At 66.5% G+C, this 10,321-nt stretch carries 9 protein-coding genes; 6 read left to right on the plus strand and 3 right to left on the minus strand.

Annotation, left to right across the window (positions count from 1 at the left end; translation table 11 throughout):
• Window positions 1-45: 45 nt before the first annotated feature.
• The 5 genes from fadD3 to VEI45_RS24310 are packed head-to-tail and all read left to right on the plus strand — an operon-like array spanning window position 46 to window position 5,798.
• Window positions 46-1,566 (plus strand): 3-((3aS,4S,7aS)-7a-methyl-1,5-dioxo-octahydro-1H-inden-4-yl)propanoate--CoA ligase FadD3, encoded by a 1,521-nt coding sequence (fadD3, locus tag VEI45_RS24290; protein ID WP_324857064.1) that lies wholly within the window; start codon window positions 46-48, stop codon window positions 1,564-1,566.
• Entirely contained in the window at window positions 1,566-2,696 is a 1,131-nt protein-coding gene (locus tag VEI45_RS24295) for an acyl-CoA dehydrogenase family protein (protein WP_324857065.1), read from the plus strand. Before fadD3 ends, VEI45_RS24295 begins: the two co-directional genes overlap by 1 nt.
• Window positions 2,697-2,702: 6 nt before the next feature.
• Window positions 2,703-3,662 carry an acyl-CoA dehydrogenase gene (locus VEI45_RS24300; RefSeq protein ID WP_324857066.1) on the plus strand — a complete coding sequence of 320 codons (960 nt, stop codon included), beginning with the start codon at window positions 2,703-2,705 and terminating at the stop codon, window positions 3,660-3,662.
• Entirely contained in the window at window positions 3,659-4,606 is a 948-nt protein-coding gene (locus tag VEI45_RS24305; RefSeq protein WP_324857067.1) for an acyl-CoA dehydrogenase family protein, read from the plus strand. The genes VEI45_RS24300 and VEI45_RS24305 overlap by 4 nt, the downstream gene beginning before the upstream one ends.
• A 10-nt stretch (window positions 4,607-4,616) precedes the next feature.
• Complete coding sequence (locus tag VEI45_RS24310; protein ID WP_324857068.1) at window positions 4,617-5,798, plus strand: pyridoxal phosphate-dependent aminotransferase; 1,182 nt, start codon at window positions 4,617-4,619, stop codon at window positions 5,796-5,798.
• Here the strand turns inward: VEI45_RS24310 and VEI45_RS24315 are convergent.
• From VEI45_RS24315 to VEI45_RS24325, 3 genes are read right to left on the minus strand one after another with little or no spacing between them, the layout of a single operon-like run.
• The gene (locus VEI45_RS24315) at window positions 5,777-7,246 is read right to left on the minus strand and encodes an HNH endonuclease signature motif containing protein (protein WP_324857069.1); all 1,470 of its coding nucleotides are present in this window, start codon (window positions 7,244-7,246) and stop codon (window positions 5,777-5,779) included. The two genes, VEI45_RS24310 and VEI45_RS24315, sit on opposite strands and share 22 nt — an antisense overlap.
• Before the next feature lie 35 nt (window positions 7,247-7,281).
• On the minus strand, window positions 7,282-8,373 hold the full coding sequence (locus tag VEI45_RS24320) for a methyltransferase (RefSeq protein WP_324857070.1): 1,092 nt from the start codon (window positions 8,371-8,373) through the stop codon (window positions 7,282-7,284).
• Entirely contained in the window at window positions 8,373-9,617 is a 1,245-nt protein-coding gene (locus VEI45_RS24325) for an NAD(P)/FAD-dependent oxidoreductase (protein WP_324857071.1), read from the minus strand. Before VEI45_RS24325 ends, VEI45_RS24320 begins: the two co-directional genes overlap by 1 nt.
• Window positions 9,618-9,784: 167 nt before the next feature.
• On the opposite strand from VEI45_RS24325, the gene VEI45_RS24330 reads away from it, so the two are divergent.
• On the plus strand, window positions 9,785-10,228 hold the full coding sequence (locus VEI45_RS24330; RefSeq protein WP_324857072.1) for an SgcJ/EcaC family oxidoreductase: 444 nt from the start codon (window positions 9,785-9,787) through the stop codon (window positions 10,226-10,228).
• The last annotated feature ends 93 nt before the right edge of the window (window positions 10,229-10,321 follow it).

A 10,321-nucleotide genomic window follows, 5' to 3' on the forward strand; every position in this document is an offset into this window, starting at 1 on the left:
GTAGGCTAACCTACCAAGCACTTGCTTTGTTAGGAGCATGCATCGATGCCGAGCGATCCGCAGACCATTCCTGCGGTGTTGGACCGCATCGCGCGCGAGCTTCCCGACCACAATGCGCTGGTCACGCCAGATCGCACCGTCACCTTCGCCGAGCTGCGCGACGAGGTCCGCCGTACCGCGGCGGCGATGATCGCGCTGGGCGTGAGCACCGGCGAGCGGGTGGCACTGTGGTCCCCGAACACCTGGCACTGGGTGGTTGCCTGCCTGGCGACCCACTACGCCGGCGCCACCGTGGTACCGCTGAACACCCGCTATACCGCGGCCGAGGCCACCGACATCCTGGTCCGCACCGGCGCTCCGCTGCTGGTGGCGATGGGCGAGTTCCTCGGCACGGATAAGACCGCCGATCTCGACCGGGGGGCGCTGCCCAATCTCCGTCACATCGTGCGGGTGCCAGTAGACGCCAAGGACGGGACCTGGGACGACTTCGTCGCCGCCGGGACTGACCTCCCGGCCGCCGATGCCCGCGCCGCCGCGGTCCGTCCCGACGACGTCTCCGACATCCTCTTCACCTCCGGCACCACCGGCCGCAGCAAAGGCGTGCTGTGCGCGCACCGGCAATCGTTGTCCGGTTCGGCGGCGTGGGCGGCCTGCGGCAAGATCACCGGCGACGACCGCTATCTGTGCATCAACCCGTTCTTCCACAACTTCGGCTACAAGGCCGGAATCCTGGCCTGCCTGCAGACCGGCGCCACGCTGATCCCACAGCTGACCTTCGACGCCGAGCGGGCGATGCGCGCGATCGCCGAGCACCGGATTACCGTGCTGCCCGGACCGCCGACCATCTTCCAGACGCTGCTCGACCATCCCGCCCGCGGCGGCTACGACCTGCGCTCGCTGCGGTTCGCGGTCACCGGTGCGGCCACGGTGCCGGTCGTGTTGATCGAGCGGATGCAAACCGAACTCGACATCGATATCGTGCTGACCGCCTACGGCCTGACCGAATGCAACGGGTTCGGCACCATGTGCCGCGCCGACGACGACGCCGTCACGGTGGCCACCACTTGCGGACGGCCAGTCGCCGACTTCGAGCTGCGGATTGGCGATCAAGGCGAAGTACTGCTGCGTGGGCCCAATGTAATGCTCGGCTACCTCGACGACCCGCAAGCCACCGCGGATGCCGTGGACGCCGACGGCTGGCTGCACACCGGTGACGTCGGAAAGCTCGACAGCGCAGGCAATCTCCAGATCACCGATCGGCTCAAGGACATGTACATCTGCGGCGGTTTCAACGTCTACCCGGCCGAGGTGGAGCAGGTGCTCGCCCGGCTGGACGGTGTGCTGGACTGCGCGGTGATCGGCGTTCCCGACGAGCGGCTCGGAGAGGTCGGCCGGGCATTCCTGGTGACACGGCCCGGGTCCGGGCTCGACGAGCAGGCGGTGATCGCCTACACCCGTGAGTACTTGGCGAACTTCAAAATCCCTCGTTCGGTGAGGTTTGTCGACACGCTGCCGCGCAACGCGGGTGGCAAGGTAGTCAAACCGCAATTGCGAGAGATGCGCTGATGGACCTGGATTTCGACGACGACACCCTGACATTCCAGCAGGAGGTGCGCGAGTTCTTGGGTGCGCACCGAGAATCGTTCCCGACGCTGTCCTATGACACGGCCGAGGGTTTCGAGCAGCACCGGCATTGGGACAAGGTGCTTTTCGATGCGGGTCTATCGGTCATCACCTGGCCACGCAAGTACGGCGGCCGCGACGCAACCCTGCTGCAGTGGGTGGTCTTCGAGGAGGAGTACTTCCGCGCCGGGGCGCCCGGACGAGCCAGCGCCAACGGCACCTCGATGCTGGCGCCGACGTTGTTCGCGCACGGCACCGAGGAGCAGCTGGATCGCGTTTTGCCGAAGATGGCCAGCGGCGAGGAGATCTGGGCGCAGGCCTGGTCGGAGCCGGAATCCGGCAGCGACCTCGCCTCGCTGCGCTCGACGGCCACCCGCACCGACGACGGCTGGCTGCTCAACGGCCAAAAGATCTGGAGCTCGCGAGCGCCGTTCGGCGACAGGGCTTTTGGACTGTTCCGCTCTGACCCTGTGGCGGAGCGCCATCGCGGGCTCACGTATTTCATGTTCGACCTCAAAGCTGACGGGATCACCGTGCGGCCGATCGCCCAACTGGGCGGCGACACCGGTTTCGGAGAGATCTTCCTCGACGACGTATTCGTGCCCGACGCCGACGTGATCGGCGAGGTGCACGACGGATGGCGTGCCGCGATGAGCACGTCGAGCAATGAACGCGGCATGTCGCTGCGCAGCCCTGCGCGCTTCCTGGCCGCCGCTGAGCGACTGGCCCAGCTGTGGAAGACCAACGGCGACAGCGCTTTTGGTGACCAGGTAGCCGACGCATGGATCAAAGCACAGGCCTACCGGTTGCACACCTTCGGCACCGTGACCCGGCTGGCGAACGGCGGTGAGTTGGGCGCCGAGTCCTCGGTGACCAAGGTGTTCTGGTCCGACTTGGACGTCGCGGTGCACCAGACCGCGCTGGACATCCGGGGCGCCGACGCCGAGCTGGCCGGCTCCTGGACCAACGGGTTGTTGTTCGCCCTCGGCGGCCCGATTTACGCCGGCACCAACGAGATTCAACGCAATATCATCGCCGAGCGGCTGTTGGGGCTGCCCCGGGAGAAAAGGTGAGATGCTGTGTTTTTTGACGTTGACGCGCAGCAGCGCGATTTCGCGGCCAGCATCGACGCAGCACTCGCGGCGGCCGATGTGCCGGGCGCGGTGCGCGCCTGGGCCGGCGGTGACACCGCGCCCGGCCGCAAGGTCTGGGCGCGGCTGGCCGACCTGGGAGTCACCGCGCTAGCGGTTCCGGAGCGGTTCGACGGCCTGGACGCGCACCCGGTCGACCTGGTCGTGGCGTTGGAGCGGCTGGGACGCTGGTGTGTACCCGGGCCGGTCACCGAATCCATTGCTGTAGCGCCAGTTCTGCTGGCGGAAGACGACCGTTGCGCGGCGCTGGCGACCGGTGAACTGATGGTCACTGTCGTGCTATGGCCGCAGGTGCCGCGGGCGGTGGATGCCGACGCCGCCGGGCTGGTCCTCGCCGCGGAAGAGGATGGCTGGGTCAGCGAAGCGCACGTGGGCGACCGGCGGGAGTCCGTTGACCCAAGCCGCCACCTCTTCGACGCCGAGGCCGTTTGCGAAGCCTGGCAGGCCGACGTCGCACGCGCCTACGAGTTCGGCGCACTGGCAACCGCCGCGCAACTGGTCGGGGCCGGCCAGGCGCTGCTGGACGCCGCGGTCGACTACGCCAAGCAGCGCGCCCAATTCGGCCGAGTCATCGGCTCGTACCAGGCGATCAAGCACAAGCTCGCCGATGTGCACATCGCGGTCGAGCTGGCCCGCCCACTGGTCTACGGGGCGGCACTGTCGCTGGCGGATCACTCGCCCAACACCGCTCGCGATGTCAGTGCGGCCAAGGCTGCGGCTTCGGACGCCGCGCTGCTGGCGGCCCGGTCGGCGTTGCAGACCCACGGCGCGATCGGCTTCACCGCCGAGCACGACTTGTCGCTGTGGCTGCTGCGCGTGCAGGCGCTGCGGTCCGCCTGGGGTGACCCGGCCACGCACCGGCGTCGGGTCCTGGAGGCGCTGACATGACCAAGACTGAGGAACGCGAACTGCTGCGCGAGACCGTGGCGGCGCTGGTGGCCAAACATGCGTCGCCCGCCGCGGTGCGCGAGGCGATGGAATCCGAACGCGGCTACGACGAGTCGCTGTGGCGGCTGCTCTGCGAGCAGGTCGGCGCTGCCGCGCTGGTGGTGCCCGAGGAATACGGCGGTGCCGGCGGCGGTCTCGGTGACGCGGCCGTCGTCCTCGAAGAACTCGGCAAGGGGCTGGTGCCCAGCCCGCTACTCGGCACCACGCTGGCGGAACTTGCGCTGTTGGCCGCCGACGATCCCGACAGCGAAGCATTGGGCGCGCTTGCCGAAGGCGCGTCGATCGGCGCGCTGGTGACCGACCCCGACTACGTGGTCAACGGCGATATCGCCGACATCGTCATCGCCACCAACGACGGCACGCTCGACCGGTGGACGGCCTTTGACGCCGAGCTGGTCACCACCATGGATCCCACCCGTCGGCTGGCCCGCCTGACGCCGCACAGCACCACACCGCTGGGCGCGGATCCCGGCGTCGCCGATGTCGCCACGATCCTGCTGGCCGCCGAACAGATCGGCGCCGCGGCCCGCTGCCTGGACCTGACTGTCGAATACACCAAGGAACGGGTGCAGTTCGGTCGGCCGATCGGCAGCTTCCAAGCGCTCAAACACCGGATGGCCGATCTCTATGTCGCGGTGCAGGCCGCGCGTGCCGTGGTGAACGATGCCATAGACGCACCGTCAGCCACGTCGGCGGCGCTGGCCCGCGTCGCGGCCACCGACGCGTTGAGCGCGGTGGCCGCCGAGGGAATCCAGCTGCATGGTGGTATCGCGATCACCTGGGAACACGACATGCAGCTGTATTTCAAACGGGCGCATGGCAGTTCGCAGCTGCTGGGCCCGGCGCGCGAATACTTGCGCCGGCTGGAATCTGAAGTGCTCTAACCTTGGCGACATGAGCGATCACCTCGCACTGCGCGCCGGGGTCCCACCGTTCTACGTGATGGACGTCTTGCGGGCGGCCGCCGAGCGCCAGCGTAGCCACGGCGATCTGGTGGACCTCTCGGCCGGGCAGCCCAGTGCCGGTGCCCCCGAGCCGGTGCGCGCTGCCGCCGCCGCGGCACTGCATCTCAATCAACTCGGCTACACGGTGGCGCTGGGCATTCCCGAGCTGCGCGCGGCTATCGCGGCGTCGTATCTGGATCGGCACGGTTTGCAGGTCGATGTGGACGACGTGGTGGTGACGACCGGCTCATCGGGCGGATTTCTGCTGACCTTCCTGTCCTGTTTCGACGTCGGTGACCGGGTGGCGGTCAGCAGTCCCGGCTACCCCTGCTACCGAAACATCTTGGCAGCGCTCGGATGCGAGGTCGTGGTGATCGAATGTGGCCCCGAGACCCGGTTCCAGCCCACCGTGCAGATGCTCGCCGAACTCGACCCACCGGTGCAGGGTGTCGTCGTGGCCAGCCCGGCCAACCCGACCGGAACAGTCATCCCGCCCGCGGAACTCGCGGCGATCGCATCCTGGTGTGATGACGCCGGCGTGCGGCTGATCAGCGACGAGGTTTACCACGGATTGGTCTACCCGGGCACACCGCAGACCAGTTGTGCCTGGAGCACGTCGCGAAATGCCATGGTGGTCAACAGCTTTTCCAAGTACTTCGCGATGACGGGATGGCGGTTGGGCTGGCTGCTGGTGCCGTCCGAGCTGCGCCGGGCGGTGGACCGCCTGACCGGGAACTTCACCATCTGCCCGCCCGTGCTGTCGCAGTACGCCGCCGTCGCGGCGTTCACCCCCGAGGCTGTCGAAGAAGCCGACGGACACCTGCACCATTACGCCTCCAATCGCTCGCTGCTGCTCGAGGGTCTCCGCGGAATCGGCATCGACCGGTTGGCGCCCACCGACGGCGCGTTCTACGTCTACGCCGACGTCTCTGACTTCACCGCGGACTCGATGGACTTCTGCTCAAAGCTGCTGGCCGACACCGGAGTAGCGATTGCGCCCGGCATCGACTTCGATCCTGAGCACGGCGGCTCGTTCGTCCGGCTCTCGTTCGCCGGGCCCACGAGCGACATCGAGGAGGCGTTACGCCGCATGGGCGCGTGGCTACCCGGTCAGAAGGGCAGTGGATCGTAACGCGCCGCGTGTTTTCGGCGCTGTTTGGAAAGTCGCTCCTGAGCAAGTCGTTCTTCGTTGATCCGCCGCTCCGAAGCAATGCGGTAGTGGCGATCTTCTGCCCTCGTGCGTTTCCGCCGCGGCATCATCAATCCTCGTGCGATATCGGACGGTTCGATCCCTCGCGCGACATTAAGCTCGCCCGTCGACGCGGCTAAGGCAGGGAAGAAGAAGCAGCCGCCGGGAGTAGTGGCATAGATGTGGCCGCTGGGCGCAGTCCACTCCACAGTGCCGTCCGGTAGCTGACGATCTGCCCAGCCGCCGTACCCCGTGTAGAACGTCTTCAGCAGGTGGTGATAACGGCAGAGCAGTTTCAGATTGGATGGATGAGTAGGGCCCAGCGGAAATGGGACGGTGTGGTCAAGATCGCAAACCTCCGCCGGTTGATCGCATCCAGGAAATCGACACGTCAAGTCCCGAAAGCGCACGAATTCGGCCAGCGCCGCCGAAGGTCGATAACCTGGTTCGGGACTGGTCGACGGCTTCACGAGCGGCTTGATCTTCGCGGTTGTCGCCATGTCGCGCAGGGTATTTGAAGCAAGTGGGCCAAAATTCGGTAAATAGCTGGGCGATTGAGACTCACCAGTGATCGTCGCCTGCTCGGCGAAGACATGGATCACCACGTCGGTGGCCGGGCGTCGCTGTGCCGCCGAGCAGTCCGGTGAGTCACACAGGCAACGCATCGCCGGCAGTCCGGCAGCCAGCGCGGCCAAGGCGTCCGCCCGACGTTGCTGCTTAGTTCGCGGATCTGCTGCGCACACCGTTCCCGCAAGCGCATCGAGCTTTTGGTCTAGAGCCGCGCCGTCCGTAGCGTGCACCTGAGCCCATAGCCCTGCCAACCCACCATCGGTGGGTGCGATTTCGACATAGCGATTCTCAGTGCGCTCTCCCTGCACTCGCCTGCCAGCCGGATCGAACCGCATCACCCACATGTCGATACGTTCGAAGAGCCTGGGCTCGGACAGCCGCATCCACTTCGGCGCATGCCTGGCGATCGCCGCATCCAACTTGGCGATCAAGACCGGATCTTCGACCAACTCGGTGCGAGACACGACCGCGGCCATCAGGCGGAAGTCGATGAGCCCTCGCACAAAGACCTCGGCGACGCGGGGCAGCCGCTCGCGCAACGCAATCGCGTAGCGCAAGCGCCCCCGGGCTCGGCCCCGGCTGATGTTCAAAGCGGCCGCTACCTCGGCAACTACGTTCTCGTGGCCGTCGATAGCCCAGTTCAGACGATCCGCATCGAGTTCGGGCGAGCGTCGCGCATACAACTCGCCGATGGCGGCCAACTCCCGCCCACACATCGCGTTCTGCTCGCGGGCCGCAGCGATGATGGCATCCACCACTCCGGCGTCGCCCAGGTCGGCCAAGGCGCGCTTGAACTGCTGCGATGCGACGCTATCGAACATATTTTCGATTGTACGACGGTGCCCCGACAGGTTCGCTACGCCGTCCGCGCCTCCACCACGCTGAGCGGCGAAGCGGTCTGCACTACCCGCGTCATCCGTAACCCGGCTTGGCTGAGCAGCTTTCGGTACTCGGTGGCAGTGCGCTCGCGGGCCGCCAGATTCAGCAGCATCTCCAGATCGGCCCACTTCCCTGGGAAGTCCCGGTCGTGGTCTGGTATGACCAATTCGATCAGCAGCACCGTGGCGCGCGGGCCGGCAGCGGCGCGCACATTGCGCAGGATCTGCACCGCCTTCTCGTCGGGCCAGTCGTGGATGATGTTCTTCAAGACGTAGACGTCGCCGCCGCCCGGAACGCTGTCGAAGAACGATCCGGCCTCGATACGCACCCGATCGGCGACATCGTGCTTGCACAAGAGGTCCGGTGCGGCGGACACTGCCGCCGGAAGGTCGTACAAGACGCCCTGTGAGGCCGGCGCCGCCGAGAGAATAGTGGCCAGCAATGGACCCTGCCCGCCGCCGACATCGACGATGGTGGGGTAGGCACTGAAGTCGTAGCCGGCCACCACGGAAACATCGGTCAACTCCGAAATGCTCGTCATGGTCCGGTGGAAAAGTTCGGCATGCTGGGGATGCTCCGCGAAATAGTCGAAGCTTTCCTTGCCGTGCAATACCGGGACCACCGATCGTCCGGTTCGGATCGAATCCACCAGCCGGGTCCATCGTTCGCGTTGCTCACGCGAGCCGTAGAACCGGGCCGCCCACGCCATGGACACCGGCGCATCGGAACGCAGCGTGTCAGCAAGGGAATTCAGCTCGTAGCGACCGTCCGGGCGGCGGCTGAAGACGCCCCGGCCGATCAACGCCCGCAGCAGCCGGTGCAACGCGTCGGCGTCTGCGCCGACCTTGGCCGCGAGTTCGTGGATCGGCAACGGCCCGTCGGCGAGGACGTCGGCGACACCTAGCTCGGCCGCCGCCGTGATCGCCTGGGATGTCCAGGTGGCGATGATCATCTCCATCATCGCCGCGGGGGCGGGTGCCAGCCGCTGGTTGAGCCGATAAAGGTGATGACGAATCCACTCGACCATGCGGGCCAGTTTGGCGGGCGGCACCCTGTCGGTCGTCGACATCACCTCACCTCCACAGCCAGCGCGGCCCCGAGGTCTCGGCTGATCTCCGCCGAGATGTCGCGGTGACTGACCCAACGCAGGAACATCGTCAGCGCCCACGTCATGAACCGGTCTGAGATCAGCGCCGCCGGCCGCAGCACGGGTTCGGGACGCGACACCTGCTGGGTGGTCAACCAGGACACCGCCTTGACCTTGCGCCGCCTGGTGTTCTCGTACCAGCGCAGGGCGCTGCACAGCTCACTGTTGCTGCGGCTCGTACCGTTTCGGAAATCTGACAGCGCCTTGCACAACACCATCGTGTCCAGCAGCGCCTGATTGGTTCCCTGGGCGAGCGTCGGCGGCATCGTGTGAGCGGCATCGCCGAGTAACGTCAGCCGGCCTGCGCCGGCGCGAGGAATCGGGTGGCGGAAATGCGGGAACGGCGACGGGGCCAGATCGTCGTCAGTCAACGACGCCAGTACTTGATCGACCATGTCGGACCAGCCGGAGAAGTGGGACCGAATCATCTCGATCGGACGTTGCGGTCTGACGAAGTCGGGCGACCAGCGCAGGTCGAACCACCACTGCAGGTGACAACCGCCGGCCGGCCACAGGCCGAGGTTCCCGTGCTCGCCGATCATCATCATTGCGGTGTGCGGGTCGGCGATGTCCGGAAGGGTGCCCAGTCCCTGCCAGCTGCACCAGCCGGTCGGCTTTGCGACCTGCGCGCCGGCGACATTGCGAATCACCGAGTGCAGGCCATCCGCGCCGATCAACACGTCCCCGTCGACCGAGCTGCCGTCTTCGAAGTCGACTCGCACCCCGTTGCGGGTACTGACCACCTCGAGCGCGCGGGAGTTGCATCGGATGCGATCGGCCGGAAACCCGTCGAGCAATCGTTCCAGCAGGATTCGTCGCGGGACCATCCGCACGGGTGCGCCCAGCCGGTTCACCATCGCGTTGAGGTCCATCGTGACGAGCGGGCGACCGGTGGAGGTCATGACCCGGACGGCGGACAGCAGCTGCCCGGCTCCGTCCATATCGACACCGAGCTGCCGCAAAACCGTCGCGCCATTGGGCCAGACGGTCACGGCTCCACCGCCCGCCGTGACGTTCGGGCGCTGGTCGAAGATGCTGACGTCGTGTCCGTCGCGCATCAACCCGCGGGCCACCGAAATGCCGCTCACGCCAGCGCCGACAACCAGGATTCGAAGCTTCAAAAGACGCCCCGCCCTCAGTCCTCGGCGTGCCGCTGGTAGTCCCATCGCTCGAGCCGTGCCTGCAGCCTCACCAGGCCGTATCCGGCGAAGGGCGTGCCGACCGAGAAGTAGAGCATCACCAGCGGACTCATCGCTCAAACCTTTCTGAAACCTACTGCTGCTACCACGCGGTACTTCGACGAAAGGTTCACCGCGGCGCCTAGCATCGCGACATGACCGAGTTCTCAAATCTGGCGCCCGGCGACCAGCAAGCGATCGGCAAGACGCTGCTGACCTTGCTGACCGGCTTCCGGAACCGCGATGCGGAGGCGCTGCGGGCGGTGTATTCCGATGACGCCGACTGGGTCAACGCCTTCGGCACGGTCAAGCGCGGGCGCGAGGAAATCGTCGACTACCTGCGGGGCCTATTCGCCGATGACAACTTCAACCGCGGCGAACCCGAGGGCCCGCCCGAGACCAGTTTCCGGGTGCTGACACCCGAAGTCGTCCTGGTGTCAGCCCACCTGCGAATCAAAGGTCAGGGACTCGTTGGCGGCGGAACGCTGGACCGGGACAACTTCTCGCTTCGCGCATTGCAGCGTCAGGCCGACGGGTCGTGGCTGATCGTCTCCGAAATGTTCCAGGATGCGAACACCGAGACGACCTACGCACAATGAGAAAATCAGCGGTGTGAGCCTGCCTATCTCCGACCAAGAGCGGGCCGCGCTGGCCGAGCTTGAACGCTTCCCGCTGTTCGCCGCGGTGACCGG

The sequence above is a fragment of the Mycobacterium sp. genome (assembly GCF_035623875.1).
Lineage (GTDB): Bacteria > Actinomycetota > Actinomycetes > Mycobacteriales > Mycobacteriaceae > Mycobacterium.

Bases quoted from the DNA above. Each gene is read 5' to 3' on its own strand.
- fadD3 (WP_324857064.1), top strand. From the start codon at position 46: ATGCCGAGCGATCCGCAGACCATTCCTGCGGTGTTGGACCGCATCGCG.
- VEI45_RS24295 (WP_324857065.1), top strand. From the start codon at position 1,566: ATGGACCTGGATTTCGACGACGACACCCTGACATTCCAGCAGGAGGTG.
- VEI45_RS24305 (WP_324857067.1), top strand. From the start codon at position 3,659: ATGACCAAGACTGAGGAACGCGAACTGCTGCGCGAGACCGTGGCGGCG.
- VEI45_RS24310 (WP_324857068.1), top strand. From the start codon at position 4,617: ATGAGCGATCACCTCGCACTGCGCGCCGGGGTCCCACCGTTCTACGTG.
- VEI45_RS24315 (WP_324857069.1), bottom strand. From the start codon at position 7,246: ATGTTCGATAGCGTCGCATCGCAGCAGTTCAAGCGCGCCTTGGCCGAC.
- VEI45_RS24320 (WP_324857070.1), bottom strand. From the start codon at position 8,373: ATGTCGACGACCGACAGGGTGCCGCCCGCCAAACTGGCCCGCATGGTC.
- VEI45_RS24325 (WP_324857071.1), bottom strand. From the start codon at position 9,617: ATGGGACTACCAGCGGCACGCCGAGGACTGAGGGCGGGGCGTCTTTTG.
- VEI45_RS24330 (WP_324857072.1), top strand. From the start codon at position 9,785: ATGACCGAGTTCTCAAATCTGGCGCCCGGCGACCAGCAAGCGATCGGC.